This is a genomic window from Dactylosporangium sp. NPDC005572 (assembly GCF_040605515.1).
Classification (GTDB): domain Bacteria; phylum Actinomycetota; class Actinomycetes; order Mycobacteriales; family Micromonosporaceae; genus Dactylosporangium.
Window position 1 is genome coordinate 38,371 of record NZ_JBEXCY010000040.1, and the last position, 25,090, is coordinate 63,460.

Annotated in this window: 23 protein-coding genes and 1 riboswitch; of the genes, 12 read left to right on the forward strand and 11 right to left on the reverse strand. The window is 73.6% G+C overall.

All coding sequences use genetic code 11. From position 1 onward, the window contains the following. Window positions 1–85 precede the first annotated feature (85 nt). The 6 genes from ABZS66_RS21085 to ABZS66_RS21110 form a co-directional block, all read right to left on the reverse strand. Window positions 86–1,657, reverse strand: coding sequence for a bifunctional 3-(3-hydroxy-phenyl)propionate/3-hydroxycinnamic acid hydroxylase (locus ABZS66_RS21085; RefSeq protein WP_354760066.1), 1,572 nt, complete (start codon window positions 1,655–1,657; stop codon window positions 86–88). Window positions 1,658–1,662: 5 nt separating this feature from the next. After that, complete coding sequence (locus tag ABZS66_RS21090; protein ID WP_354760068.1) at window positions 1,663–4,743, reverse strand: BTAD domain-containing putative transcriptional regulator; 3,081 nt, start codon at window positions 4,741–4,743, stop codon at window positions 1,663–1,665. Window positions 4,744–4,838: 95 nt separating this feature from the next. Next, complete coding sequence (locus tag ABZS66_RS21095; RefSeq protein ID WP_354760070.1) at window positions 4,839–5,411, reverse strand: hypothetical protein; 573 nt, start codon at window positions 5,409–5,411, stop codon at window positions 4,839–4,841. Further along, window positions 5,408–6,325, reverse strand: a complete 918-nt coding sequence (gene htpX, locus ABZS66_RS21100) for a zinc metalloprotease HtpX (protein WP_354760072.1) — start codon at window positions 6,323–6,325, stop codon at window positions 5,408–5,410. Before htpX ends, ABZS66_RS21095 begins: the two co-directional genes overlap by 4 nt. Before the next feature lie 10 nt (window positions 6,326–6,335). Then, window positions 6,336–6,617 (reverse strand): hypothetical protein, encoded by a 282-nt coding sequence (locus ABZS66_RS21105; RefSeq protein ID WP_354760074.1) that lies wholly within the window; start codon window positions 6,615–6,617, stop codon window positions 6,336–6,338. Further along, window positions 6,614–7,363 (reverse strand): PspA/IM30 family protein, encoded by a 750-nt coding sequence (locus ABZS66_RS21110; RefSeq protein WP_354760076.1) that lies wholly within the window; start codon window positions 7,361–7,363, stop codon window positions 6,614–6,616. Before ABZS66_RS21110 ends, ABZS66_RS21105 begins: the two co-directional genes overlap by 4 nt. 245 nt (window positions 7,364–7,608) lie before the next feature. Between ABZS66_RS21110 and ABZS66_RS21115 the strand changes: the two genes are divergently transcribed. The 4 genes from ABZS66_RS21115 to ABZS66_RS21130 all read left to right on the forward strand — a co-directional run bounded on the left by ABZS66_RS21115 (window position 7,609) and on the right by ABZS66_RS21130 (window position 11,206). Continuing rightward, window positions 7,609–10,107: a DUF4118 domain-containing protein gene (locus tag ABZS66_RS21115; RefSeq protein WP_354760078.1), complete on the forward strand. Its 2,499-nt coding sequence runs from the start codon at window positions 7,609–7,611 to the stop codon at window positions 10,105–10,107. Window positions 10,108–10,198: 91 nt separating this feature from the next. After that, the gene (locus tag ABZS66_RS21120) at window positions 10,199–10,525 is read left to right on the forward strand and encodes a PadR family transcriptional regulator (RefSeq protein ID WP_354760080.1); all 327 of its coding nucleotides are present in this window, start codon (window positions 10,199–10,201) and stop codon (window positions 10,523–10,525) included. Beyond that, window positions 10,522–10,878 carry a DUF1048 domain-containing protein gene (locus ABZS66_RS21125; RefSeq protein ID WP_354760082.1) on the forward strand — a complete coding sequence of 119 codons (357 nt, stop codon included), beginning with the start codon at window positions 10,522–10,524 and terminating at the stop codon, window positions 10,876–10,878. The genes ABZS66_RS21120 and ABZS66_RS21125 overlap by 4 nt, the downstream gene beginning before the upstream one ends. 1 nt (window position 10,879) lies before the next feature. Further along, window positions 10,880–11,206 (forward strand): DUF1048 domain-containing protein, encoded by a 327-nt coding sequence (locus ABZS66_RS21130; protein ID WP_354760084.1) that lies wholly within the window; start codon window positions 10,880–10,882, stop codon window positions 11,204–11,206. 87 nt (window positions 11,207–11,293) lie between these two features. Here ABZS66_RS21130 and ABZS66_RS21135 read toward each other — a convergent pair whose 3' ends face one another. Beyond that, complete coding sequence (locus ABZS66_RS21135; protein ID WP_354760086.1) at window positions 11,294–11,497, reverse strand: cold-shock protein; 204 nt, start codon at window positions 11,495–11,497, stop codon at window positions 11,294–11,296. A 151-nt stretch (window positions 11,498–11,648) separates the two neighbouring features. Here ABZS66_RS21135 and ABZS66_RS21140 point away from each other — a divergent pair, with 151 nt between their 5' ends. Together ABZS66_RS21140 and ABZS66_RS21145 are read left to right on the forward strand one after the other, a co-directional pair. Then, window positions 11,649–12,332 (forward strand): 50S ribosomal protein L11 methyltransferase, encoded by a 684-nt coding sequence (locus ABZS66_RS21140; protein WP_354760121.1) that lies wholly within the window; start codon window positions 11,649–11,651, stop codon window positions 12,330–12,332. A 67-nt stretch (window positions 12,333–12,399) separates the two neighbouring features. After that, a riboswitch (TPP riboswitch) is annotated at window positions 12,400–12,526 on the forward strand. A gap of 50 nt (window positions 12,527–12,576) precedes the next feature. Then, window positions 12,577–13,005 (forward strand): archease, encoded by a 429-nt coding sequence (locus ABZS66_RS21145; protein WP_354760088.1) that lies wholly within the window; start codon window positions 12,577–12,579, stop codon window positions 13,003–13,005. A gap of 21 nt (window positions 13,006–13,026) precedes the next feature. On the opposite strand, the gene ABZS66_RS21150 is transcribed toward ABZS66_RS21145, so the two are convergent. Together ABZS66_RS21150 and ABZS66_RS21155 are read right to left on the reverse strand one after the other, a co-directional pair. Further along, a complete protein-coding gene (locus ABZS66_RS21150; protein WP_354760090.1) occupies window positions 13,027–14,448 on the reverse strand; it encodes an RtcB family protein in 1,422 nt (473 codons plus the stop codon). 174 nt (window positions 14,449–14,622) lie between these two features. Continuing rightward, on the reverse strand, window positions 14,623–15,435 hold the full coding sequence (locus ABZS66_RS21155; protein ID WP_354760092.1) for a hypothetical protein: 813 nt from the start codon (window positions 15,433–15,435) through the stop codon (window positions 14,623–14,625). A 138-nt stretch (window positions 15,436–15,573) separates the two neighbouring features. Between ABZS66_RS21155 and ABZS66_RS21160 the strand changes: the two genes are divergently transcribed. The 5 genes from ABZS66_RS21160 (at window position 15,574) to ABZS66_RS21180 (ending at window position 22,524) form a co-directional block, all read left to right on the forward strand. After that, window positions 15,574–15,756 carry an antitoxin gene (locus ABZS66_RS21160; protein WP_354760094.1) on the forward strand — a complete coding sequence of 61 codons (183 nt, stop codon included), beginning with the start codon at window positions 15,574–15,576 and terminating at the stop codon, window positions 15,754–15,756. A 34-nt stretch (window positions 15,757–15,790) separates the two neighbouring features. Beyond that, complete coding sequence (locus ABZS66_RS21165) at window positions 15,791–17,128, forward strand: glutamine synthetase (protein WP_354760096.1); 1,338 nt, start codon at window positions 15,791–15,793, stop codon at window positions 17,126–17,128. Continuing rightward, on the forward strand, window positions 17,116–18,225 hold the full coding sequence (locus ABZS66_RS21170) for an amidohydrolase family protein (protein ID WP_354760098.1): 1,110 nt from the start codon (window positions 17,116–17,118) through the stop codon (window positions 18,223–18,225). Before ABZS66_RS21165 ends, ABZS66_RS21170 begins: the two co-directional genes overlap by 13 nt. 199 nt (window positions 18,226–18,424) lie before the next feature. After that, complete coding sequence (locus ABZS66_RS21175) at window positions 18,425–19,639, forward strand: hypothetical protein (RefSeq protein WP_354760100.1); 1,215 nt, start codon at window positions 18,425–18,427, stop codon at window positions 19,637–19,639. A 383-nt stretch (window positions 19,640–20,022) separates the two neighbouring features. Continuing rightward, window positions 20,023–22,524 (forward strand): Hsp70 family protein, encoded by a 2,502-nt coding sequence (locus ABZS66_RS21180; RefSeq protein WP_354760102.1) that lies wholly within the window; start codon window positions 20,023–20,025, stop codon window positions 22,522–22,524. A 46-nt stretch (window positions 22,525–22,570) separates the two neighbouring features. On the opposite strand, the gene ABZS66_RS21185 is transcribed toward ABZS66_RS21180, so the two are convergent. Next, a complete protein-coding gene (locus ABZS66_RS21185; protein WP_354760104.1) occupies window positions 22,571–23,662 on the reverse strand; it encodes an L-dopachrome tautomerase-related protein in 1,092 nt (363 codons plus the stop codon). Between the two features lie 175 nt (window positions 23,663–23,837). After that, window positions 23,838–24,308: a hypothetical protein gene (locus ABZS66_RS21190; protein WP_354760106.1), complete on the reverse strand. Its 471-nt coding sequence runs from the start codon at window positions 24,306–24,308 to the stop codon at window positions 23,838–23,840. Between the two features lie 113 nt (window positions 24,309–24,421). Here ABZS66_RS21190 and ABZS66_RS21195 point away from each other — a divergent pair, with 113 nt between their 5' ends. Beyond that, window positions 24,422–25,051 (forward strand): GntR family transcriptional regulator, encoded by a 630-nt coding sequence (locus ABZS66_RS21195; protein WP_354760108.1) that lies wholly within the window; start codon window positions 24,422–24,424, stop codon window positions 25,049–25,051. The last annotated feature ends 39 nt before the right edge of the window (window positions 25,052–25,090 follow it).

Sequence of the window (25,090 nt, forward strand, 5' to 3'; positions counted from 1 at the left end):
ACACACAAGGACTATCGGCGAGGACGGCCGGGATGGTTCATCGTGCCCTGATCCACGATCCGGGCAGGGCCGGACCGGGCGCTGACTACACGGTTGCGGGACGCGGCTGCTCGGGGCGCAGCGGCACCGCGTCCGCGGCGGTGCTGTAGACGAAGCGGTCCGGGCGCAGCACGGCCAGGTCGGCCCCGTGCCGGTCGAACCATTCGCCGAGCGCGCCGTTCACGTCGACCACGTTGATGACGTCGTGGGCCGGGGCGCTCGGGGCGCCGGGCGAACCGGCCGGCAGGACCCGGACGAAGGTCGCCGACGGGCCCGCCCAGGTGGCCGCCGTCCGTGCGTCGACGCCCGGGCCGATCACCGTGAAGGCCGGGCCCAGCACGTCGTCCAGCAGGCGCGGGGTCCTCGTGCCCGGGGTCGTGACCTGCGGCTGGGGAAACATCGTGCCGATCGGGCCCTTGCGCACGCCGCCGGACAGCAGGCCCGTACGCAACGCCGGGGCCGGTTTGAACTCGAAGTGGCGCACGAAACGGCGGACCCGGGGCAGGGTCTGGACGGCGCGGAGCACCGCGTCGCGCGCGGCGGCGGCGGAGCGGCTGCGGACCAGGAACACCTTGCCCATGCGGACGCTCGTGACCGCCATCTCCTCGGTGTGCGGGCGCCGCTCGGCCTCGTACGTGTCGAGCAGGTCGGGGGCCGCCTCGCCGGCGAGGACCAGCGCGAGCTTCCAGGTGAGGTTCGCGGCGTCGCGCAGGCCGCTGCACAGGCCCTGGCCCAGGAACGGCGGCATCTGGTGGGCCGCGTCGCCGAGCAGGAGCACGCGTCCGCTGCGCCACCGCTCGGCGACCAGGTGGTGGAAGGTGTAGACGACGGCGCGGGTGACGGTGAAGCGCTCCGGATCGACGTACGGGGCCACCAGCCGGGCGATCGTCTCCGGCCGGGTCATCTCCTCCTGCGTCTCGCCGTCGCGGAGCATGAACTCCAGGCGATGGGTGCCGAAGGCGCCCGGCGAGACGAACGCGGGACGGCGCCAGTCGCAGACGAACCGGGTCCGCGGCTGGCGGACCCCGCCGGGCGCGACGTCGCCGGAGATCGCCAGCCAGGGCTCCTCGTACGACGCCCCGCCGAGCTGGATGCCGGCGGCGGTCCTCGTGGTGCTCCGGGCGCCGTCGCAGCCCAGCACGTACCGGGCGCGTACCGTCGTGGCCTCGCCGGTCGCGACGTCGCGGAGCCCGACCGTGACGCCGTCGCCGTCCTGGGTCAGGTCGGTGAGCTCCACGCCGGTGCGCAGGGTGACGTGCGGGAACCGGTCGAGGCCCGCGCGCAGCGACGCCTCGAGGCGCGGCTGGTCGAAGAAGTGCAGGGGTGCGCTGCCGAGCCCGAAGTCGATCTCGTCGAGGGCGATCGTGGCGAAGGGCCGGCCGTTGCCGTCGACGTAGTCGACGACCGGCGGCGGGTACATGTCGGCGGCCACCTCGTCGCGCAGCCCGGCCTGCTGGTACACCCGCAGCGCCTCGTCGTCGCAGGAGAACGCGCGGGGCTGCTGGTGCGGCGCGGTACTGCGCTCGACGACCAGGGTGCGCACGCCGCGCATGCCGAGCAGGTTGGCGGTGAGCGCGCCGACCGGCCCGCAGCCCACCACGACGACGTCAGGATGCATGCCGCCTAGCGAAGACGTCGGCTGTGGAGATCCTGTGGAGGCCGGTCTCCACAGCGGCTCACCAACAGCCCGGCGCCCTGCTCGGCGGCGATCGCGGCGCCGCGCCGCACGTCCTCGTCGTCGCCGCGGGCCAGGCCCCGCACCCGGCGCAGCTCGGCGGTGAGCACCCGTTCGCCGACGGCTTCGGCCGCGGCGAGTCCCTCGTCGGCCAGCGCCGCCGCGGTCGCCGGGTCGCCGGCCGTGAGGTACGCGTCGGCCATCGCAGCGGTCGTGATCGTGCGCGTGGACCGCAGCCCGTGCCGGTAGATCGCCTCGCCCGCGGCCCGCATCGCAGTGAGCCGGGCCCGGTCGCCGTCGTGCACGGCCGCCCAGTCGGCCAGGAAGTCGCCGATGTCGACGAAGTGCGGCATGTACTGCCGCTCGCCGATCTCACGGCACCGCCCGGCGGCCGCGCGGCCCGCCGGGGCGTCGCGCTCCTGCAGGGCCACCCAGGCCGCGAACAGCACGGCGTTGCCCCGCCCGTACGGATCGTCGGCGCGTTCGGCGAGCTGATGCGCGGCCGCCAGGTCGGCGTGCGCCGCCGCCCGGTCGCCGCGCAGCGAGCGCACCAGCGCCCGGAAGTTGTACGGCGACAGCGTCGGGGTGCGCCCGACCTGCCCGCGCAGCCGTCGCGGCTCGACCGTGCGCAGCCGCTCGACGGCGATGGTGAGCTGCGCGTCGGCCTCGGCGAGGCGGCCCGTGAAGTAGCCGACGACACCGAGCAGGTACGGCCCGGCGGCGGCGACAAGCGGGTCGTCGTCCGGCGCGGCGCCGGTCAGCCGGCGGGCCAGGTCGGCGCCGATGTCGTACTCAGCCCGGTTGCAGGCGACCTCGCCGAGCGTCCACAGTGCCGTGCGCAGGTCGGCGCCGGGGCCCGCGAGCGGGAGCAGCCGCCGGGCCCGGGCCGCGGTCCGTTCGGCCGCGTCGCTGCCCACGCCGACGGTGATCTGCAGCAGCGACGTGCGATGCAGCTGTACCGTGAGCTCGGCCTCGGCCGCGTCCGGCGAGGTGGCGGCGTCGGGGGCGAGCCGGGCGGCGGCGCGGTCGAGGTGCGCGAGAGCGTCCTCGTACGCCAGCCGCCACGTGGCGTCGTCGGCGGCCCGCAGCGTCCAGCGCAGGAAGTCCTCGCCGTGGCCGAGCCCGACCGCCTGCCCGTAGTGGCGGGCCAGCTCCGCCGGGGTCAGCCCGCCCAGGCCCGGCATGCCCGCGGCGGTGCCGGCGAGGCGGGCGTGCAGGACGGCCCGTCTCGGCGCGGCCAGCTCGGCGTAGGCGACCTCGGCGAACAGCGGGTGCCGGAACCGCACCGCGCCCGGACCGGCCCCGGTGATCAGGTGCGCGGCGGTCGGGGCGGTCAGCAGCTCGGCCGCGTCGGTGCCGGTCGCCGAGTTCAGCAGCCGCAGGTCGAGCTCGCGGCCGGCGACGCCGAGCAGGTCGAGACACTCGCGGGTGGCCGGGTCGGGTGCCTGCAGCCGCAGCAGGACCGCGTCGCGCACGCTCGGGGGCAACGCGTCCCGGTCCCGGGCCGGGCCGGCGGACTCGAGCAGCTCGGTGAGGAAGAACGGGTTGCCGCCCGTGCGGTGCACCAGCCGCTCGACGAGCCCGGCGGCCGGTGCCGCGCCGGTCCGGTCGTGCACCAGGTCGGCCACCGCGGCCGTGCCGAGGCCCCCGAGCCGCAGCTGAGCGCCGCCGGGGGCGCGGGCCAGGTCGGCGAGCGTGGCGACGAGCCCGGCGTCGTGGTCGTACGGCCGCGACGTGACGACGACCAGCGCCCGGGTGCGGTGGACGGTGGTGGCCAGGTACCGCAGCAGCAGCCGCGAGTCGGGGTCGGCGGCGTGCAGGTCGTCGACGACGACGACCAGTCCGGACGGCTCGGCGACCGCGTGGACGAGCCCGGCGACGGCCTCGTAGGCCCGGTACCGGGCGGCCGGGTCCGGCCCGTCGGCGCCGTTCGCCGCTTCGGCGGTGAAGCCGGACAGCGCCGTGCTCGCGCCGGGCCCGTCGGATCCCGGCAGTACCGCAAGACCGCGGAGGACCTGCGTCCACAGCCAGAACGGCGGCGCCTCGCCGAGGTCGGGGCAGCGGCCCCACACGACCGGGATCGCGGCCGCGGCGGCCCGGTCCGCGACCGCGGCGGCCAGGCTGGTCTTGCCGATGCCGGGCTCGCCGACGACGGTCGCGATGCGCCCGCCGTCGCGGCCGGCCGCCGCCAGCAGCTGGGCCAGCCGGTCCAGCTCGGCGTCCCGGCCGACGAGCGACCCCCGCCGCGCCCCGCCCGCCGGAGCGGGCGCGGCCGCGGGCGGGACCGTGTGGGTGAGGATCCGGCGGTGCAGTTCGCGCAGCCGTGGGCCGGGCTCCACGCCGAACTCGTCGGCCAGCAGCAGACGGCCCGCGTCGAACACGTCGAGCGCCTCGGTCTGCCGGCCGGCCCGGTACAGGGCGAGCATCAACTGCTCGCGTCCCGCCTCCCGCGCCGGGTGCCCGTCGACGAGGCGCCGCAGGTCGGGCAGCACGGCACCGTGGCGCCCGGCGGCCACGGCGGCGGCGAGCCGGCCCTCCTCCGCGGTCAGCCGGGCCTCGGTGAGGCGGGCGACGTCGGGACGTACGGCGGCGAGGTCGGCGACGGCCGGGTCGCCGCGCCACAGGCCCAGGGCTTCGGCGTACCGCCGCTCGGCGGTGCCGGGATCTCCGTCGGCGAGCGCCCGGGCGCCCTCGTCGGCGAGCGCGGTGAACCGTACGGCGTCGATCGCCTCGGGCGGTACACACAGCTCGTAGCCGCCGGGGTGGGAGCGCACGATCCGGCCCGGCGAGCGTGGCCCGCGACCGGGTTCGAGGGCGCGGCGCAGGCCCGCGACATACGTCCGCAGCGTCACGGGCGCGCTCGACGGCGGTGAGCCGTCCCAGAGGGCGTCGGCCAGCCAGTCGGCCGTGAGCAGCCGGTTCGGCCGCAGGAGCAGCAGGGACAGCAGCGCCTGCTGTTTGGGGGCCCCGACCGCGACCGGCTCGCCGTCGCGGGACACCAGCAACGGCCCCAGGATCCCGAACCGCACACTGTTTTCCCTCGTCACTCCCGGCACGGACCCGGTGATCCTACCCGGGCCGCGCGCATCGCGTTGCCGCCGCTGCCGGCAGTGACCGCAGGCGTTTACAGGGCCGGAGTCGTCCAGATGGGGAACCAGCGGCCGAGGTCCGTCTCCACGGGCAGCTCGCCGCCGAGCTGGGCCCGGGTCTGCAGCTCGAGAGCGTTGTCGCGGGTGTTGGCCCCGGTGGGTGCGAACGGGTAGAACGTGCCGCGTTTGAACAGGTAGACCAGGCCGAGCCGGCGGTTGTCGGCGGCGCCGGCGAACCCGATGACGGTGCACAGCAGGCTGGGCCCGTAGCCGGCGTCGGCGAGGGTGCTGTTGACCGCGTGCAGGTCCGTGACCAGGCCGGCCAGGTCGCTGCGGTCGTGCCGGCTGGCGATCCAGGTGTAGCCGTACTCGTCCTGGCTGACGGCCACGTTCCCCGCGGCGTCCGCGGAGAGCAGCGCGACCGCGTCGGTCTGGGCCTGCGTGGCGGCCTGGCCTTCGGCCGGTTTGAAGCAGACCGCGCCGACGCCGGTCGGGACCAGGTCCAGGGCCGCCTGCAGGGTGGTGGCCGCGGCCGGCACCCCGAACAGGGCGTCCAGGTCCGGCTGGACCGGTCTCGTGCGGCCCAGCAACGCGTCGAGGAATCTCATGCGCTCGGTGCCGCCTCTCCGATCTCGGTCGAGATCTCGGCCAGCTGGTCCAGCCGCTGCTGCAGGCTCGGATGCGTGGACAGCAGGGTCGACAGGCTCGGCCTCGCCCCGACAGCGGGGGTGAAGAAGAACGCGTTGAACGCCTGGGCGGTGCGCAGGTCGCGGGTGGGGATGCGGGCCATCTCGCCGGTCACCTTCGTCAGCGCCGAGGCGAGCTCGGAGGGACGGCCGGTCAGCGTCGCGCCGGCGCGGTCCGCGGCCAGCTCACGGTAGCGGGACAGGGCCCGGATCAGCAGGAAGCTCAGCGTGTACACCACCGCGGAGACGAGCATGACCATCATGACCAGCAGGTACGTCTGGTCGGCCCCGCCGCGGCGGCGCCCGCCGAACAGCTGCGAGTAGAACATGGTGCGCGTGACCATGCCGGCCGCGACGCCGAGGAACGACGCGATCGTCATGACCGCGACGTCGCGGTGTGCGATGTGGGACAGCTCGTGGGCGAGGACCCCCTCCAGTTCGCCGGTCTCGAGGCGGCGCATGAGGCCGGTGGTCACGCACACCACCGCGCGCTCGGTGTTGCGACCGGTGGCGAACGCGTTGGGCAGGTCGGTGTCCGCGACGGCGACGCGCGGTTTGGGCATGTCGGCCGCGGCGCACAGCCGGTCGATGATCCCGTGCAGGCGGGGCTCCTGCTGCGGGTCGACGACCCGGGCGCGCATGGCCGCCAGGGCGATCCGATCGGAGCAGAAGTACTGGACGGCCAGCAGACCGCCCGCGATGACCACGATCGCGATCCACGACCTGAGCAGCGCGACCAGCACGGCGACGAACGCCACGTACACCAGCCCGAGCAGGAACACGGTCAACACCATGCGCGCGGTCAGCTGGCGGTCGGGGCGGAACCGGGTGCGCATCGCCTGCTCCTCAGCCCGGGATGAGGCCCTCGTCGCCCAGCAGCGCGGCCACCTCCGCCAGTTCGCTGTCGGGTGCGGGCAGGACCAGGTCGGAGGCGGTCAGCACGTCGTCGGGCACGTAGGTGCCGCGCTCGCGGACGGCGGCGAGCAGATCGTCCAGCCGTGCGCGGAACGCGATCGTGTCGCCGGCCTCGACGGCCGCCTGCACCGCGGCGTCGAGCGTGTTGAGCTCGGTCAGCGCCGACTCCGGCACGTCGTACTGGCCTTCCCCGAGAATCCGGATGATCATCATTGGGCCTCCCCGTCCGACTGTCTCCCGCCGACGGCACGCGGTTCCGGCCGCCCGGCCTTGAGTGCCGCGAGTTCGCGGTCGACCCCCTGGTCGCCGCGCGCCGCGTCGAGCGCGGCCTGCAGGTCGTCGCGGCCGCCGGTCGTCGCGGTCGCGTCCTGGATCGCACCCGAGGCGAGGAGCTCGTCGATGGCGCCGGCGCGGGCCTGCATCTGGGCGGTCTTGTCCTCGGCGCGCTGGACGGCCATGCCGACGTCGCCCATCTCCTCCGAGATGCCGGAGACCGCCTCACCCACGCGGGTCTGCGCCTCGGCCGCCGTGTAGGTGGCCTTGATGGTCTCCTTGCGGGTACGGAACGCCTCCACCCGGGCCTGCAGCCTGGTGGCGGCGGTGGTGAGCTTGGCCTCCTCGGCGGTCAGTCCGTCACGCTGGGCGGTGATGTCCGCCATCTGGGTGGCGAGGGCCGCCCGGCGGGTCAGCGCCTCGCGGGCGAGGTCGTCGCGGCCGAGGTCGACGGCCTGCGCGGCCTGTTCCTGCAGCCGGTCGGCGGCCTGCTGCAACTGGGCGAGCTGCAGCTCGAGGCGCTTGCGGCTGGTGGCGACGTCGGCCACGCCGCGGCGGACCTTCGTCAGCATCTCCAGTTGGCGTTCGTACGAGTAGTCGAGCACCTCGCGGGGGTCCTCGGCCCGGTCGAGGGCTTTGTTGGCCTTGATCCGGAACAGATCGGCCAGGCGGCGGGAGATACTCACGACACCTGTCCTTCCTCTCGATGCCGTTCGGCTTGGCCTCGCGGCGCACGTGCGGTCACCGCAGGTGCGCAACGCCGGTTCGGCGCCATCTCCAATCTTGCTTCGGCGACGGCGCCGAGTCGCGTACGCGGCCGCCGGACCTCAACTTTCACCACGGCAGCTTCATACTGGAGGTAGCGGTCACCGCGGCTGCCGGATCGACGGCAGCGGCGGGTACGGCCATTCCTGAGTTATGGGAGTGCTCGGTGACAAGGGGCCGGTTGCGGATCTACCTGGGTGCGGCGCCCGGAGTGGGCAAGACCTACGCGATGCTGGCCGAGGGGCAGCGCCGCCGATCCCGGGGCACAGACGTCGTGATCGGGTTCGTGGAACCACACGGCCGGCAGCTGACCGCGGCGATGGCCGACGGGCTGGAGGTGCTCCCCCGCCGTGCGTGCGACTACCGGGATGCCCGGTTCACCGAGATGGACCTGGACGCGGTGCTGGCCCGGCACCCGCAGGTGGCCCTCGTCGACGAACTGGCGCACACCAACGTCCCGGGTTGCCGCAACGCCAAGCGCTGGCAGGACGTCGAGGAGCTGCTCGACGCCGGTGTCGACGTGGTCTCCACCCTCAACATCCAGCATCTGGAGTCGCTCAACGACGTGGTCCGCCAGATCACCGGGGTCACCCAGCAGGAGACGCTGCCGGACGAGGTGGCACGGCGGGCGGAGCAGGTCGAGCTGGTCGACATGACCCCGGAGGCGCTGCGCCGGCGCATGGTGCACGGCAACGTCTATCCGCCGGATCGGATCGAGGCGGCGCTGACCCACTACTTCCGGCCCGGAAACCTGACCGCGCTGCGGGAACTGGCCCTGCTGTGGCTGGCCGACCGGGTCGAGGAGGGCCTTCAGCGGTACCGCGCCGAGCACGGCATCGCCACGCGCTGGGAGACCCGCGAGCGGATCCTGGTGGCGCTCAGCGGTGGCCCGGAGGGCGAGACCCTGATCCGGCGGGCCGCCCGGGTCGCGGAGCGCATCCAGGGCGCCGATCTGCTCGCCGTGCACGTGATGCCGTGTGACGGACTGACCTCAGGCAGCCATCCGGCGCTGGCGGCGCAGCGGGCGCTCGTGGAGTCGCTGGGCGGCCGCTACTACCAGGTCGTCGGTGACGACATCGCCAAGGCGATACTCCAGTTCGCCCAGGCGGAGAACGCCACACAGATCGTGCTGGGGGCCAGTCGCCGCAGATGGCCGGCGTTGACGGGCGAGGGAGTGGGCGCCCGGGTCACCCGCCTGTCCGGACCGATTGACGTCCACATGGTCACGCACGAGGCCGCGGCCCGCCCGCCCGCGCTGCGGCTGTCGGGCGCGGGCCGCGGATTCGGCGTGCGCCGGTACCTGGCCGGCGCCGCCTTGGCGGTGCTGCTGCTGCCCGCCGTCACCCTGATCGGACAGTACGGCCACTTCGCGCTCTCCAGCCTCCTGCTGGGCTACCTACTGCCCGTGATCGTGGTGGCGCTGACCGGCGGGATGTACGTGGCGCTGGCGACAGCGGCGGCGGGCGCCCTGCTGGCCAACTACTACTTCACGCCCCCGCCGCACAGTCTGACCATCGCCAGTGCCGACGATGTCGTGGCGCTGGTCGTCTTCGTCGTGATCGCGGCGCTCGTCAGCTGGGCGACCGAGACCGCGACCTGGCAGACCCGCCGCGCCGCGCGCGCGTCGGCGGAGGCCGGCGCGCTCAGCACGCTGGCCGGGGCCGAACTGGGCGGGCCCAGCCTGCCGGCGTTGCTGGAACAGGTACGGCAGCTGTTCGGGCTGGAGGCGGTCAGCCTGCTCGACCGGCAACCTGACGGCGTCGGACACCGGTGGCACGTGGTGGCCTCGTGCGGCGACCGGCCACCGGAGCATCCCGCCGGAGCCGACACCAGCGTGCCGGCCGGGCCGACGGTCACCCTGGCCGGGCGGGGCCGCGCCCTCGGCGACAGCGACCAGCGGGTACTGGTGGCGTGCGCCGTGCAGATCGCCGCCTGCCTGGATCGCCAGCAGCTGGCCGAACGCACCGCCGACGCCGACCAGCAGATCGCCGCCGATCGCGCGCGGACCACGATGCTGCGGATCACCCAGCAGGAACTGCAGGCGCCGCTGGCGCAGCTGCAGGACACGCTGGACGGACTGGGAGCCCGGGATCCGCTCAGCGCAGCCCAGCGGCACGAGCTGGCCGCCACCGGTCAGGCGAGCCTGGCCCGCATCGCAACCTGCCTCACCGACCTCCAGCACCTCGGTCAGGCCCGGGCGGGAGCGCTGGACATCCATCTCCGCCCCGTCGAGCTCGACGACGTCCTCTCCGCGGCGCTCGACGATCTCGGGCCGGGAGGGCACGACATCGTCGTGGACACCCCCGAAGACCTGCCGGACGTCATCGCCGATGCCAATCTGCTCACCCGCGCGGTCACCAGCCTCGCGACCAACGCCCTGTACCGCAGCCCGCGCAACGCACCGGCCACGGTGACCGTGAACGTGCTGCCCGCCAGCCTCGCGATCAACGTCATCGATCACGGTCCTCGCGTGCCGGGCCCGGACGAACCGGGCCCTCGGGAGCCGGCTCGCGGCACCACCGGCCCGACCCCGGACGGCAGCCTTCCGGTGCGCACCGCCCGGGCGCTCACCGAAGCGATGGGCGGCACCCTGCGGTCCTACGACACCCCCGGCGGCGGGCTCACCATCGGCCTGCAGCTGCCCAGGGCCGCCATCCGTTCCTGACACCGCGACCGCTGGGCATCTCCGCTACTCGGTGATACGGTGTACCGGTACTCAGTAGTACACAGTACCGGGGGGACCGAAGAGGACCGCGATGGACGACCTGACGGAGATGCTCAAGGGCACGCTCGAGGGCTGCGTGCTGGAAATCATCGGCGGCGAGGAGACCTACGGGTACGCGATCACCCGTCGGCTGAACGAGCTCGGCTTCGCCGACGTCATCGAGGGGACGGTGTACACCATCCTGCTGCGACTGGAGAAGAACGGGCTCGTCGAGGTGACGAAGCGGCCGTCCGGGGTGGGTCCGCCGCGCAAGTTCTATGCGCTCAACGACGCGGGGCGCGAAGAACTCGTGACGTTCTGGACGAAATGGGAGTACCTCTCATCGCGAATCGACAAGCTCAGGAAGGGCGGGAGATGAACTTCTGGGAGACCATCACGGGCAGCGACCTCACCAGGGAATGGAAGGCGTTCGAGGCCCGGGCCGAGGCATTGCCGGCCGACTACCGGGCGGCGTGGGAACAGATCAAGGTGCACCTCTCCCCCTACTCGGGCTTCACGGGCCGCAACCTGATGCCGATCCTCGACGGCGCCCTGGGGCTGCTCGAAGAAACGGCGGCGGACGGGCAGAGCATCGACCAGGTGCTGGGCGACGACATCGCGGGCTTCTGCGCCGCGCTGGCCGGCGGAGAAGGGGCCCGCACCTATCGCGACCGGTGGCGCGAGCAGTTGAACAGGAACGTCGCAAGGAAACTGAGCCGGCTGGGAGGCTGACGTGGGCATCCAGGACATCATCGAGGGCAAGAGGCAGTGGCGGGCGCACCTGGCGCGGGTCAAGGCGCTCCCACCGGACTACCAGATCGTCTACAAGGAGATGCAGCGGTACCTCTTCAAGGTCGGACCGGTCGACCTGCCGGACGGGCGCCTGCTCTCCGGGATCGTCGACTTCTTCGAAGAGGGCGTCGCGGACGGCAAGGGAGTCCTGCAACTCACCGGCAAGGACGTCGCCGCCTTCTGCGACGACCTGGTCAAGGACTCGCGCACCTACGCGGACCTCTACCAGGAGTCCCTCAGCCGGGAGCACGGCACGGCCGAGCGCTGACGCCCGTCGCGACCGGCCGCCTCGCCGTCGGGCAGAGGATACGACAATGCCCGTGCGGCTCGGCGGACTCCGACGCGTGCCGAATGGTCAGACGGCTCGAACGTTCTCCGCCTGGGGGCCCTTCTGGCCCTGGGTCACGTCGAACTCGACCTTCTGACCCTCGTTGAGCTCACGGTAGCCACCGCTCGCGATCGCCGAGTAGTGCACGAAGACGTCCGGGCCTCCGTTGTCCTGCTGGATGAAGCCGAAGCCCTTTTCCGAGTTGAACCATTTCACGGTACCGCTTGCCACGCGTTCCTCCTGGACAGTGTTACGCCTGATCGAGACGCGTATACCCGGCTGGTGACGACAGAAACCTGCGGGCTCCTGCCGGGTGACGTGCCGGTCAACAATGGGCGGAAGACCGGAAGCCGCCCCGTAGATCCGTCATGCTTGATCGATGATGAGTCGGGTCGGGCAGGCGTTGGCCGAGCTACGCCATGAGGTGACGACACCGGGCACCGGCCTGGACCGGCTCCGCCTCGTCGAGGTGCCGTCAGTACCCGAGGTACGGCTGTATCTGGCTGAGGACGCCATCGTGTGGTGGGCCAGGATGGAGGCGCAGGCCGGTGCGAAGCTACCGCCTCCGTTCTGGTCTTCCGCGTGGGCCGGGGGCAAGGCGATCGCCCGATATGTCCTGGACCATCCGGCGGCAGTGGCCGGCCGGCGGGTCCTGGATCTGGCTGCCGGCTCCGGCCTGGTCGCCATCGCGGCAGGAAAGGCCGGCGCGGCCGCGGTAACCGCGAACGACGTCGACCCGTACGCGGTCGCCGCGATCACACTCAATGCGAAAGTCAACGCCGTGCTCGTCACCGAGTGCCTCGCGGACCTGCTCGACGGGGACGGCGGCGACGCCGAGACGGTCCTGGCCGGTGACATCTTCTACACCGGGCCCATGGCTCAGCGCGTGCTGGCCTTCCTGGAACGCGTTGCGGCGCGCGGCGCCCAGGTGCTCGTGGGTGATCCGGGCCGGGAACACCTGCCCCGCGACCGCATGCAGACCGTCGCCACGTACCAGCTGCCGCTCGGGGACGGTTTCGCAGACGCCCAACTGACCCAGATGAGCGTGCTGCGCCTGCGCCGGTAGCACAACGATGCCTCTTTCGCTCACCCTCCATCGGCGCGCCGCCGGCGTAGCTTGGGCGGTAGGCCTACGAGACGTGCGGGAGAGCCCAGCTGGATGACAGTTGAGCTGAGAGGTTGAACGACCGAAAGGCCGAACGGCGATCCCCACTACCTGATCCGGGCAATGCCGGCGAAGGGAAACCGCCTCGTAGGTCTTTTGGCTGCCCGCCAGCCGGCCCGCGGTGCGGACGAGGCAGGGGATCCCGATGACCACCGGCCCCGCAGCGGGGTACGAGTTGCTGCCGCACACCGCCGACGTCATGCTCACGGCGTGGGCGCCGACCGCCGAGGAATGCATCGAGGCGGCGGTCCGGGCACTCGTCGCCTGCTTCGCCGACGTCCGTGCGGTCGGACCGGCCCGCCTGGTCGGCTTCGCCTGCGAGCCGGCACCCGACGACGAGCTCCTGGTGGAGGTGCTGGAGGAGGCCATCTACCTGCTCGACACCGAGGACGTGGTGCCGGTCCAGGTAGCGCTCGCCCGGACCGCGCGGGGCGGCCTGGCCGGTGACTTCGGCGTCATCGCGCGCTCGGACGTCCCGCTGGTGGGCCCGTTGCCGAAGGCGGTCACCCGTCACGGGTTACGGTTCGCACGGCACGGCGGTCTGTGGCGCTGTGCGGCCGTCATCGACGTGTGAACCGCTGCGATCCGCGCCGGCTCAGCCCTTCACAACACCGACCGGCACGAGCCGGGCCACCGGGTCGGCGAGACGGGCCCGCCGGCACGTCTCGACCACCTCGTCCACGTCCTTGTACGCCTCCGGCGCCTCCTCGGCCAGCCCACGGGCGCTCGCGCCGCGGACCAGGACGCCGGCGGCGGCCAGCTCGCGACGGACCGCCTCGACGGGGGCCTGCCGGACGACGGCGTGCCGGCTGAGAGTGCGTCCGGCGCCGTGGCACGCGGAGTGGAACGCCTGCCCACCGGCCACACCGACGAGCACATACGAGGCGGTACCCATGGAGCCCGGCACCAGCACCGGCTGGCCCACCGACCGGATCGCGTCCGACAGTTCAGGGTGGCCGGGTGGGAAGGCCCGTGTGGCGCCCTTCCGGTGTACGCACAGCTCCCGGGCCACCCCGTCCACGGTGTGCGTCTCCAGCTTGGCGAGGTTGTGCGACACGTCGTACAGCAGCCGCAGCTCCCCCAGGCCGGCATCGCGGAAGCAGCGCCGGGCGGCGTGGGTGAGCAGTTGCCGGTTCGCGCGGCCGTAGTTGGCGGCCGCGGCCATCGCGGCCAGGTAGCGCCGGCCCTCCGCAGACGCCACCGGGGCGCAGGCCAGCTGCGGATCGGGCACCCGGATGCCGTACCCGTCCATCGCGGACAGCATGACGCGGACGTGGTCGGAGCAGATCTGATGGCCCAGTCCCCGCGACCCGCAGTGGATCATCAGGCAGAGCAGGCCCGGCCGCAGGCCGACCGCGCCGGCCACCCGCTCGTCGTAGACGTGGTCGACCGCCTGGACCTCCAGGAAGTGGTTGCCCGAGCCGAGGCTGCCCACCTGGCCCCTGCCCCGGGCCAGCGCCCGCGGACCCAGGGCGCCGGGGTCGGCACCGGCAACCGCACCACCGTCCTCGCAGAAGGTCAGATCCGCCGGTACCCCGAACCCTCGCTCGACCGCATACGCCGAGCCACCGAGCAGGATCTCGTCCAGCTCGGTCGGGCGGACGGACGGCAGCACGCCGCCGCGGCCCATGCCCCGCGGCGTCGCCGCCCCGAGCAGATCCATCAGGCGTCCCAGGTGCGGCGCCGCGTCGGCACGGGTCACGGTCGAGGTGAGCAGCCGCACGCCGCATGAGATGTCGAAGCCCACCCCACCCGGGGAGATCACCCCGCCACGGGCCGGGTCGGTGGCCGCGACCCCACCGATCGGGAACCCGTATCCCCAGTGGATGTCCGGCATGGCGTACGACGCCTCGACGATGCCGGGCAGCGTCGCCACGTTCGCCACCTGCTGTAACGCCTGATCCCCCGGCGCGTCCGGCAGCAGGCGCGCGGTGGCGAAGACCACCCCGGGCACCCGCATCGCCCCGACCGGCTCGATGCGCCACCGGCAGACCCCGGCCGGCATGACACTGACCATGACGTTCTCCTCGACACTTCCGGCGGACCGCTTCGTCCGCCGACCGGCAGCGGCGTGCCCACGGCGCTGCCGGTCGTTCCGGTTGTCTCCCTCCATTCTGGTCCGCGTTCCGGTCCGCACCCGCTCGCAGAGCGCCGGCCGGCCAATCTGCGGCAGCTGCGGTGGCCAGTTCGATCAGCGGCGCAATGCCGCCACGCGATCGGCGAAGTCGGTCAGCGCCGTGACGCCGTCCAGGTACCAGGCGAGGGCGCCGAGGACCGCCGGATCGGCGTACGGGTTGACGGAGAAGCGAATCTCCGGAATCCGGCTGGTGGTCGACGAGTACATGGCGCCGAGGGCCAGGAACGCGTCGGCCGGTTGCCACAGCGGATCGAAGGTGGTGCTCCAGGAGCGCACGTCCGGCAGGTCCGTGCCGCTGATGTCGACGATCAGGACGGTCGGCATGATCCGCGCCTGCCGGACCTTCCGATCCTCGCGAAGCACGCCGGTCGCCACGTGCCGAGCCAGGGCCACCATGTGTGGGCTCATGTGCGGGCTGTTGTCCGGCCCGGTGGACGTCGCGAGGTGCGACAGGCGCTTCGGGCGCCGGGAGCTGATCTCGATGCCGAACCTGGGCGGGTCCCCGACGAGCAGGTCCGGGCCCGCTTTGGTGTTGAACCGGAACGGTCGGCCCGCGGCAGCCAGCATCGATGCGACGACGAGCTCCGTCCGCATCGGCATGAACTGCTCGAACGCCACGAGACCGCGGCCACGGTACGCCCGGAACGCCCGTCGTTTCGCGCTCAGCCCAGCTGGACCGGCCGCCTCGAGGATCTCCAGCGTCTGCTCGACCACGATGAGGACCGGGTCGTTCCACCAGTCGTAACCCGCACCTGGTGGCACGAACCCCTCAACTCGGTGCTCGAAGAACCACAGCAACGGGTGCTCGTCGATGCCGTCGAGCCAGCGGGACAGCGTCGGCAGGTCCTCGTTCTCAGCCCGCTCCATGCCAACCGACGGTAGGCACGGTCGCAGCGCACCGCCAGCGCCTTTCCCGCGCCGCCACAGCAGACACCGTGGCTCGCGGTTCAGCGGGTCCGGCGCGGGTACAAACAGATGTCCCCTGACGACGAGAGGAGTCCGGCCGTGAGCAAGCTCGTGGACAAGGCCAAGGAACTCTTGGGCAAACACGACGACAAGGTGGACCAGGGGCTGGACAAGGCCGCGCAGCAGGCCGACCAGCGCACGGGCCAGCAGTACACCGACAAGATCGACAAGGGCAGCCAGGTGGCCAAGGAACGCACCGGGGAGGGTGACACGACCCAGTAGGTGGTTGCATGTCGCTTCCGGGAAGGACGCGCCGATGGATGACGCCGCACGGGCCGACCGGATCGCCGCCGACCTGGCGGCCCGCGACGTCCATGCGGTCGCCCTCACCTGGGTCGACAACGCCGGTGTCACCCGGGTGAAGGCGGTGCCGGTCCGCCGGCTCGCCCACGCGGCCTGCTGGGGTGTCGGCATGTCGCCGGTCTTCGACGTGTTCCTCGTCGACGACTCGGTCACCACCAGCGAACACGTCGGCGGGCCGGTCGGGGACCTGCGGCTGTTCCCCGACCTGGACCGCGTCACCGCCCTGGCCGCGCAGCCCGGCTGGGCCTGGGCGCCGGCCGACCGGCGCACCCAGGACGGCGAGCCGTGGCCGTGCTGCCAGCGGACGCTGGCGCGCACCACCGCCGCCCGCGCCGCCGCGCTCGGCCTCGAGCTGCGGATGGCGTTCGAGGTGGAGTGGTACCTCGCCACCGCCGGCGGCGGCCCGGCCGCGACCGGCCCCGCCTACGGGATGACCCGTGTCGTCGAGGTGTCGGCCTACCTCGACGAGCTGTTCCAGGCCCTCGACGCGCAGGACGTGCCCGTCGACCAGATCCACCCGGAGTACTCGCCGGGTCAGTTCGAGGTGTCCGTCGCCGCCGCCGACCCGGTGCTCGCCGCCGACCGGACGGTGCTGGTCCGCCAGACCGTCCGGGCCGTGTCCCAGCGGCACGGCCTGCGGGTGTCGTTCGCCCCGGTCGTCAGCGCCGGCCAGGTCGGCAACGGCGACCACCTGCACGTCTCGGCCCGCCGCGACCTGCAGGCGCTGTTCAGCGGAGGAGGCGGCCCGTACGGGCTGCGCCCGGCGGGCGAGGCCGCCATGGCCGGGCTCCTGCGGCGGCTGCCGGCGCTCGCCGCGCTCGCCGCCCCCGGCGTCACCAGCCGGCTCCGGCTGGAGCCGCAGCGCTGGGCCGCGCCGTACCGCTGCTGGGGCCACGAGAACCGGGAGGCCGCCCTGCGGCTGGTCACCGGCAGCCCCGGCGAACGCGACCGGGCCGCCAACGTCGAGGTCAAGTGCTGCGACGGCGCCGCCAACCCGTACCTCGTCGTCGCCGCCGTGACCGAGATCGTCGCCGCCTCCTGCGGGCAGGACCTGCGCCTGCCGGCCGAGGTGCCGGGCGACCCGGCGCTGCTGCCCGCGGACCGTCGCCCCGAACGGCTGCCGGAGACGACCGCCGCCTCGGTCGCCGCGCTGCGCGCCGACGACCTGCTGGCCGGCCTGCTCGGCCCGCCGCTGCTGGAGGCGTACTGCGCGGTCCGCCTCGCCGAGGCCGACCGGTTCGCCGGCGCGGCCCCGGAGGAGATCGTCGAGGCGACCCGATGGAGCTACTGATCGACGGGCACTGCCACCGGGTCCTGGCCCGCGACCTGGACCGCGCCGCGTTCGAGACCGCCTGCACCGAGACCGACCTGCCGCCCCCGCCGGGCGTGTCCTACCTCGACAGCCGGGTCGGGCTCGCCGTGCGCCGCTGGTGCGCCCCCGCCCTCGGCCTGCCGGCCCACGCGTCGGCCGACGACTACCTGGCCCGCCGCGCCGAGCTCGGCTGGCGGGCCGCGACCGAGGCCCTGCTGCGCGCCGCCGGCCTCGCCGAACTGCTCGTCGACACCGGCCTCGACGACCCGGCCCTGCTCGGCGACGCCGGCCTGGCCGCGGCGTCCGGCGCCAGCGTCCGCGAGGTCGTCCGCCTCGAACGCGTCGCCGAGACGCTGCCCGACGACACCGGCGCCGCCGGGTTCGCGGCCGGGTTCGCCGCCGCCCTCGCCGGTCGGGTCCGCACCGCCGCCGCCGTGAAGTCCGTCGCCGCCTACCGCCACGGCCTCGCCGTCCCCGCGGAACCGCCCACGCCGCGGGCCGTCCAGCGGGCCGCCGATGCCTGGCTGCGCGCCGGCCGCGGCCGGATCAGCGACCCGGTCCTGCTCGGCCACGTGCTGTGGGCCGGCGTCGGCACCGGCCTGCCGCTGCAGCTGCACACCGGATTCGGCGACCGCGCCCTCGCGCTGCGCCGCGCCGACCCGGCCCTCGCCCAGCCGTTCCTCGCCGCGCTCGGCCCGCGGGCCGCGCCGGTCGTCCTGCTCCACTGCTACCCGTACCACCGCAACGCGGGCTGGCTCGCCCAGGTCTACCCGCACGTGTACGTCGACGTCGGCCTCACCGTCACCCACGCCGGCGACGCGGTCCTGCCCGAGTTCTTCGAGCTGGCGCCGTTCGGCAAGCTGCTGTTCTCCACCGACGCCTACCTGCTGCCCGAGCTGTACCTCGTGGGCGCCGCCCGGTTCCGCCACGCCCTGCGCCGCCTGCTCGACACCTGGCGCTCCGAAGACAGCGTGAGCATCGCCGACGCCGACCGGATCACCGCGCTGGTCGGCGCCGGCAACGCCCGCCGGCTGTACGGCTCCGGGAACCACGACGTCCGGCCGTCGGCACCGTGACGACTCGATCGCTGTAAGTTTCCGGGTCCGGCGCAGGCCGGCGGCGGCGCGGTGCCCGCGGCGTTGCCCTCCGTGACCGGGCGACCGTAGCGTCGCCCGGCGTGAGGCGCACGGCCGCACTGACAGGTCACCGGGGATCCGCCAGGGGCAGTGCCGCGATCACGGTTCAGGCATCGAGGTCGTCGAGGGAGCACACCACATGAGCGGATTTCAGGATGGCCGGCTGCGCGCTCGATGGCGGCGCTCGATCGCCGCGGCGGCGGCCGTCGCGAGCGTCGTGCTCGGCATCGCGACCGTCGCCGGCCCGGCCGCCGCAGCCGCCGGTCCCGCCGGACTGAGGGCCGCCGCACTGGCCGCCCCCACCGTGTCCGGCGTCGCCGCGGGCTACGCCCACACCTGCGCGATCCGTACCGACGCGACGCTGTGGTGCTGGGGCAGCAACTGGAGCGGCGAGCTCGGTGACGGCACCAACACGACCAGGACCACGCCCACCCGGGCCGGCGACGCCACCACCTGGGCCGGCGTCGACGCCGGCAGCAGCCAGACCTGTGCGGTACGGACGGACCACACGTTGTGGTGCTGGGGCAGGAACAACCGGGGCCAGCTCGGCGACGGCACCACCACGAACCGCAACGCCCCGGTCCAGGTCGGCACCGCCACCACCTGGGCGAGCGTCAGCGCCGGCGACAGTCACACCTGCGCGGTCCGCGCCGACGGCAGCCTGTGGTGCTGGGGCTTCAACCGGCTCGGGCAGCTGGGCACCGGCACCGACGACTACTACCTCACGGCCCCGGTCCGGATCGGCACGGCGACCACCTGGGCGAGCGTCACCGCCGGATACGCGCACACCTGCGCGACCCGCACCGACGGCACGCTGTGGTGCTGGGGCGACAGCTCGAGCGGGCAGCTCGGACTGGGCACCCTGAGCTACTCGACCACCCCGGCGCAGGTCGGTACCGCCGCCACGTGGACCGGCGTGACGGCCGGATTCAGCTTCACCTGCGCGACCCGCACCGACGGCACCCTGTGGTGCTGGGGCGAGAACGGCTACGGCCAGCTGGGCGCCGCCGTCACGTACCAGACCGCACCGCTGCAGGTCGGCACCGGCACCACCTGGACCAGGGTCGGCGCGGGCGACAACACGGCCTGCGCGGCCCGCACCGACGGCAGCCTGTGGTGCTGGGGCAACAACATGGCCGGTGGGCTCGGCGACGGCACCACGACCAACCGCTCCGCCCCCACCCGGGTCGGCACCGCGACCACCTGGACGCCCGGCTTCGTCGTCAACTACCACACCTGCGCGATCCGCACCGACAGCAGCCTGTGGTGCTGGGGCAACAACGCGAACTCGCAGCTCGGCGACGGCACCACCACCCAGCGGACGGCCCCGGCGCAGGTGACCATCCCGAGCTGACGGCCGCAACGTTCCGAGTCCGGCCCGGGCCACCAGCGCCCGGGCCGGCTCCATCGGCGAAGCGCTCGGGCCGGCCAGGGACTGACCGCGTACTGACCGCATACGGACTTGGACGACGTTGCCAGCGTCCGTGGCCGGGACGCGGCGTGAGCGGCTTCGATTTCCCTATGGTTCCGGCGCAGCAGCGCCTCGGCGAGGCTCGGATCCAGGACGTCGTCGTCGTGCATGCCCACCTCCGACCCCCACCGTAGCGGGCGGGCGGCGGCGCCGATCCGGAGCGAGGCGCCGCTCGGCCGATGCCGGCTCCGCCGAACGGGCGCAGTGTCCGCACCGGCCGGTCGTCGTAGTCGATCAACGCCCGGACGCTGTGGTATCACCGTGCCGTGGTCACGCTCGGCATCGACTTCGGGACGTCCTCCACCGTGGCGGTCGTTGAGCTCGACGACGGCAGAGCGGTGCCGCTGCTGTTCGGCGAGACGCCGCTGCTGCCGTCGGCCGTGTCGATGAGCGCCACCGGCGAGCTCGCGGTCGGCCGCGACGCGATGCAGGCGGCGCGGGGGCGGCCGCAGGCGTTCGAGCCGCACCCGAAGGCCCGCATCGACGACGGCGAGGTACTGCTCGGCGAGCGGGCGGTACCGGTCGCCGAGCTCGTCGGGGCCGTGCTGTGGCGGGTCCACGACGAGGCCGTACGGGTGGCCGGCAGCGCGGTCGGCCGGCTCGTCCTGACCCACCCGGCCGGCTGGGGCGCCCGCCGCCGGCAGACCCTGCTCGACGCGGCCGCCCGGACCGGGCTGCCAGCGCCGGTGCTCGTCGCCGAGCCGGTCGCCGCGGCCGCCTACTACGCCCACGTGCTCGGCCACGAGGTCGGGCTCGGCCGCTGCGTCGTGGTGTACGACTTCGGCGCGGGCACGTTCGACGCGTCGGTCGTCCGCCGCACCGCCGGCGGCTTCGAGGTGCTGGCCGAGGAGGGCATCCCCGACGCCGGCGGGCTCGACATCGACGCCGCGATCGTGGCGTACCTCGGCGCCGTCCACGGCGCCGGCGACCCGGACGGCTGGCAACGGCTCATGGCCCCGGCCGCGGCCACCGACCGCCGGATGTCGCGGGCCTTCTGGGACGACGTGCGGGCCGGCAAGGAGGCGCTGTCGCGCACCTCGATGACGACAGTGTTCATGCCGATCGTCGAGCTCGACGCCGTGCTCGGCCGGGAACAGCTGGACCACCTGGCCCGGCCGCTGCTCAACCGCACGGTCGCGGCGACCCAGTTGGCGATCCGCAATGCGGCGATCGGCCGAGACGACATCGCGGCCGTGTTCCTGGTCGGCGGTTCGAGCCGGATGCCGCTGGTGGCGACGCTGCTGCACCGGTCCCTGGGGATTGCGCCGACGGTGGTGGAGCAGCCAGAACTGATCGTGGCCGGCGGCACGCTGCACGCGCACGGTCTCCAACCGGCGGTGGCCGCGCCGGAGTCCGCGCCCGCGGTGTCGTCGGCGTCGCTGCCGCTTCCGGCGTCTCCGGTCTCATCGGTGCCGATGGCGTCCGCGCCCGTGCCGTCGATGCCGATGGCGCCGTTCCCGGTTTCGTCCGTGCCCCTGGCGCCCTCCCCCGTGTCGGCCGCGCCGGTCTCGCCCTCGCCGCTGGCGCCGTTCCCGGTGTCGTCCGCTCCAGTCGCTCCGGTGTCGCCGGTGCCGGTGCAGCAGGTGCCGACTCAGCCCGCAGCGCCGGTTCAGGCCGCCGCGCTGCCGGTGCACGGTGACCCGCCGCCGGGTCCGGTCCAGGTTGCGCCCGCGCCGGGGCGTCGGCGTCGGCGGCTGGTCGCCGCGGCGGCCGCCGCCGCCGTGACCGTTGCCGCCGTCGTCGTCGTGATCGCGCTTCGGTTCGGGCCGCCGAGCGGCGGGCCGGAGAACACCCCGTCGTCCGGTGCCGCCGCGAGCGCCACCGGCCCCGCGCTGCGGCCGGAGCGGCTGGCCACGCTCGAGCACTCGGGCTCGGTGCTGGCCGCGGCATTCGCTCCCGGCGGGTCCGTCCTCGCCACCGCCGGCGGTGATGGCAGCAACGACGTCACGCTGTGGAACACGACCAACCCGGCGACGGCGGCCCGGATCGCCACGCTGCAGGGCCACGAGCAGCCGGTGACGTCGGTGGCGTTCAGCCCGGACGGCAGGACGGTCGCCACCGCGAGCCTCGACAAGACCGCCATCCTGTGGAACGTGGCCGACCCGGCCCGGCCGGTCAAGCTGAAGACCCTGACCGACCACGCAAACGTGCTGTTGAAGGTGGTGTTCAGCCCGCAGGGCAGCCTGATCGCGACCACGGGCACCGACCAGTCGGTGCTCCTGTGGAACGTCGCGGATCCCGCCGCTGCCGTCCGGGTCGGGTCCATGGCCGGCCAGAACGGGCTGTCGCTCGCGTTCAGCCCGGACGGCAAGGCGATCGTCACCGCCGAGGACAAGGAGCGCCTCGTCGTGTGGAGCGTCGCCGACCCGCGGTCGCCGAGCCGGATCGCCGAGCTCGACCTCGACACTGAGATCGGGCACATCGCATTCGCCCGGGACGGCAGGACGATGGCGGTCAGCGGCACCAAGAACATCGTGCTGCTCGATGCGACCGACCTCACCAAGCCGAGCCGGCTGGGCGCGGTCGAGGCCAAGGGCACCGTCTTCTCGGTGCAGCTGAGCCCGGCGGCGGACATCATGGCGGCCGGTGGTGCGGACAACGCCGTCACCCTCTGGGACGTGTCCGACCCGGCCAAACCGGCCACGCTCGCCGTGCTGAGCGACCACAAGGACGAGGTCACCGCGGTGGCGTTCGACCGCACCGGCGCCGTCCTGGCCACGGCGAGCAGCGACAAGACCACGATGCTGTGGGGCCTGTCGAAGGGGTGAGGACGTCTCTGCGGGCCGGTTCCGCGGTGTATTCCGTCTGCGGCGATCAGCCCGCCGACACCGGCCGTGGGGCGGCCGGACCGAGTCGCACTGGGCGTGCGTCCACCGGGATCCGGATGATCTGGTACGGCGGGACACGATCGTCGGCGCCATTGTTGAACAGCGGCGTGCGGGGAAGCTGGTTGACGCTCACGTACAGGTGGCCGTCGGCGGCCAGCGACAACGTGTCGGGCCACAGCAGGGCGGGCGCGTGCAGGACCGTGGTCCAGGTGCCGTCGACGGCCCGTTTCAGCACGGCACTGTGCTCGTACGCGGTGGCATAGATCGCGCCGTCCGTGTCGGACTCCAGACCGTCGGACGAACCCTTGTCACCGTGGTCGATCACCCGGGCGGCGACCTGGGCCTCGGGAAGGCTCCGGTCACGCAGCGCTGTGGTGTCGACGCTGTACAGGCGCCGGCTCGACAGCGGACAGAAGTACAGCCGCTCGCCGTCCGCGCTCAACGCGATCCCGTCGGCGCCGACCGCATACCCCTCACGGACGACGCCCTGCACCACGGCGCGGAAGCCGTCCTCCGCATGGGTACTTGTGTGTCCACGCAGCCGCGACCAGCTCTCGCCGGTGGCGAGGTCCACGACGATCAGGGCGCCTTCGGGCTGCGAGTCGGTGAGGTACGCATACCCGGCCGCGCCCCGCGAGAGGTCGAAGCGGACGTCGTTGAGGTACGTCGTCGGCGTCACCGCACCGGCGGAGGGATGGATGACCCGTACCACCCGGCCGGTTCCCAGGTCCACCTGGACCAGCTTCGGCCCGGCCGCGACGGACGGCGCGAACGCCAGGCTGCCGCTGTCGAGCAGCCACAGATACCCGGCCGGATCAACAATCACGCTCTGCACCGACACCAACGTGTCGGCGGCCCGTTGCGGGCTCCACCGGTTGATCTCCGCGTCGGGGAACGCGACGGGCCGGCCGTCGACGACCTCGGCGACCGTGTAGGCCACCTCGTCGCCCCACCGCGGGATCGAGATGAACACGCGCCCGGAGTCGGCGACCGTGACGCCTGTCGGCATCAGGTCGGCGAGCTCGGCGACGACCTCGTAGTCTCGGGCGACCCATGCGCCCAGCGGACCAGCGCCCATGCGAACCTCCAGGATTCGTCCACTGGCCGGTGCCGCGTGGCGGCACCCGCCGGGACCGGTACCGCTGTCGCGTACCCCCGTCCCGCCGTCTCGATCACGCCAGGGACGTCTCCCGGGGCCGGCCCGCTCACGCGACCGCCGGGCGATCGGCAATTCACCTCCGAGGGTGGCGGGGCTACGGGCGAACCGAGAAGAGACGATCGACGGGGTCCACGACGGCCGGCAGCAACGCGCCGGGCACGAGGGCCGGGTCGTCGGGGCGGACCGTGTCGGCCTCGAATGCGGCGAACCCGGGCCCGCTGATCCGCAGGCGGAGCTCCAGCCCGGGATCCTCCCCGCCCAGGTGGTTCGCCACCGCGAGGATCTCCGCCGTCGCGGCGACACCGGCGGCGGACAGCCGGCGCGCGTCGCGGCGCGAGCGGGTGACCAGCCGCCAGCCGAAGGCGCCGAAACCGCCACCGATGACCGTCACCAGTACCCCACCGGCGAGCAGGCCCCAGAAGTCCGTGGGCGACCGCGCCGGGTCCAGCGTCGTCGCGACGGCGAGCAGGACCGGTCCGGGCAGGCAGATGGCCAGGAACATCAATCGGCACAGCAGCGCGCCGACCGGGCCGATGCGCGCTTCCGCTTCCCGGGGAGTACTCACCCTCGCACCGTAGTGCAGCGCCCCGACGACTGCGGTACGGCGGCCACCCGAGGCCCGTCACGACGGCGGATGCGACAGTATCCGTCTGTCGGCACTGCCCCGAAGGAGACCCGGTGAACCGCGACTCGGCCTCGACCCAGTACGAGCGGCTGCGCGGCGAGATCGTCGCCGGCCGGATCGCGCCGGGCACGGTGCTGCTCGAGACGGTGCTCGCGGAGCGGCTCGGCGTGTCGCGGACGCCGGTGCGTGAGGCCCTCGCGATGCTGGAGCGCGACGGGCTGCTGGAGCGGGACCGGCGCGGGTACCGGGTGAGCACGCGCAGCCCCGAGGAGCTGCTGGATATCTACGAGGCCCGCATCGCGCTCGAGTCGACGTGCGCGGCCGCGGCGGCCGTGCGGCGCTCGGCGTTCGACCTGGCCCGGCTGCGGCACCTGAACGGCGAGGCGGTGGCGGCCGGCGACCCGGTGCGGCTGCGCGAGCTGCACGCGGCCTGGCACAAGGCCCTGCGCGCCGCGGCCGGCAACGCCACGATCATCGACCTGCTGGAGCGGCTCGACACGCTGCTGGCCGTGTACGACGCCGACGAGCCGACCCTCGCCGACCGGGAGGTGGTCGCGGCCGAGCACGGGCGGATCGTCGACGCGGTCGAGGCCGGCGACGCCGAGGAGGCGCGGCGGGCACTCGTCGCCCACCTGGGCCGCTCCCGCGAGGCCCGGCTGGCGAAGCTCGCCGCCGGCTCCTAAACCCCCCGAGAACCCCCCGAGCAAGAAACGTCACAGGTC

Bases quoted from the DNA above. Each gene is read 5' to 3' on its own strand.
- ABZS66_RS21125 (WP_354760082.1), top strand. From the start codon at position 10,522: ATGAACTTCTGGGAGACCATCACGGGCAGCGACCTCACCAGGGAATGG.
- ABZS66_RS21105 (WP_354760074.1), bottom strand. From the start codon at position 6,617: ATGATGATCATCCGGATTCTCGGGGAAGGCCAGTACGACGTGCCGGAG.
- ABZS66_RS21185 (WP_354760104.1), bottom strand. From the start codon at position 23,662: ATGGGCGCTGGTCCGCTGGGCGCATGGGTCGCCCGAGACTACGAGGTC.
- ABZS66_RS21165 (WP_354760096.1), top strand. From the start codon at position 15,791: ATGGATGACGCCGCACGGGCCGACCGGATCGCCGCCGACCTGGCGGCC.
- htpX (WP_354760072.1), bottom strand. From the start codon at position 6,325: ATGCGCACCCGGTTCCGCCCCGACCGCCAGCTGACCGCGCGCATGGTG.
- ABZS66_RS21170 (WP_354760098.1), top strand. From the start codon at position 17,116: ATGGAGCTACTGATCGACGGGCACTGCCACCGGGTCCTGGCCCGCGAC.
- ABZS66_RS21175 (WP_354760100.1), top strand. From the start codon at position 18,425: ATGAGCGGATTTCAGGATGGCCGGCTGCGCGCTCGATGGCGGCGCTCG.
- ABZS66_RS21145 (WP_354760088.1), top strand. From the start codon at position 12,577: ATGACCACCGGCCCCGCAGCGGGGTACGAGTTGCTGCCGCACACCGCC.
- ABZS66_RS21095 (WP_354760070.1), bottom strand. From the start codon at position 5,411: ATGAGATTCCTCGACGCGTTGCTGGGCCGCACGAGACCGGTCCAGCCG.
- ABZS66_RS21085 (WP_354760066.1), bottom strand. From the start codon at position 1,657: ATGCATCCTGACGTCGTCGTGGTGGGCTGCGGGCCGGTCGGCGCGCTC.
- ABZS66_RS21140 (WP_354760121.1), top strand. From the start codon at position 11,649: ATGAGTCGGGTCGGGCAGGCGTTGGCCGAGCTACGCCATGAGGTGACG.
- ABZS66_RS21155 (WP_354760092.1), bottom strand. From the start codon at position 15,435: ATGGAGCGGGCTGAGAACGAGGACCTGCCGACGCTGTCCCGCTGGCTC.
- ABZS66_RS21150 (WP_354760090.1), bottom strand. From the start codon at position 14,448: ATGGTCAGTGTCATGCCGGCCGGGGTCTGCCGGTGGCGCATCGAGCCG.
- ABZS66_RS21120 (WP_354760080.1), top strand. From the start codon at position 10,199: ATGGACGACCTGACGGAGATGCTCAAGGGCACGCTCGAGGGCTGCGTG.